At 47.6% G+C, this 792-nt stretch carries 1 protein-coding gene; it reads right to left on the bottom strand.

The features are described 5' to 3' along the window. On the bottom strand, nucleotides 1-792 hold a 792-nt coding region (locus tag B3N33_RS00915; protein ID WP_292591850.1), incomplete at both ends, for a sterol carrier protein domain-containing protein.

The raw sequence follows: 792 nt of genomic DNA, 5'->3' as shown, positions 1-792 counted from the left end.
TTCCAGGAGCCTTTCCGAAGCCTCCCATGTCGCCACAGACTTATCGGCGAAAGCCTTCCCGTCAGGAGAGGGACAAGATCCGAAATCTCTATCTCGAAATCCTCTGCGGCTTCCGTTATCTTCGCTACACCGTCTCCGATTTCGATCTTCACATTGTTCTCGGGAAGCAGCCCGTCATGTATCTTCAGAACAACGCTTCCGGAGACAGAAGTATCCATGAGTCTTGAGATAACCTGAAGCGGGTCGAGAATTCTAACCATCCGCGATGAGGCATCTATCATCTTGAGCTCTTTTCCAGCCTGCCATCTCGAATGGAAGAAGAGTTCTATTGGAAAATCTGGCGGCATGGTCCTCATTTCGAAAGTTGCAATCTGGTCCCTATGATTCAGCAAGAATCTCTTCAGTGAATAAAGGCCGGCAAGATCGGCGAAGTTGAATTTCTCGATCACCATCTTCCTTTCTTTCTTGGAATAAATCATCATTCCATGGGGTGTGCCCTTACCATCTGTGGCAACGGCTCCGAAGAGATCTTTCTTGTGGAATATCTCCTGGCTGCAAGCGGCAATTTCCAGCGCCTCGGTGTAACGAGAGGTTTCCCACATGACTTTCCGGGCCTCTTCAATTAACGTTTTCATCTCTTCATTGTTTAGAAGCTTGCCGGAAACTAGCTTGAGACTGTCGTCTTTTAGTTCATCTGAAAGAAGAGAATAATCGAAAGTCAACTCAAGGCTCTCGAAGCCAAGCCCGAATCCCAGCCTTACGTAAAAGTCATGCTTGAAAGGATCGAGCATA

The organism is Mesotoga sp. UBA5825 (assembly GCF_002432955.1).
Lineage (GTDB): Bacteria > Thermotogota > Thermotogae > Petrotogales > Kosmotogaceae > Mesotoga.
The sequence above is the reverse complement of the archived record's forward strand: the minus strand, read 5'-3'. Positions and strand labels throughout refer to the sequence as shown.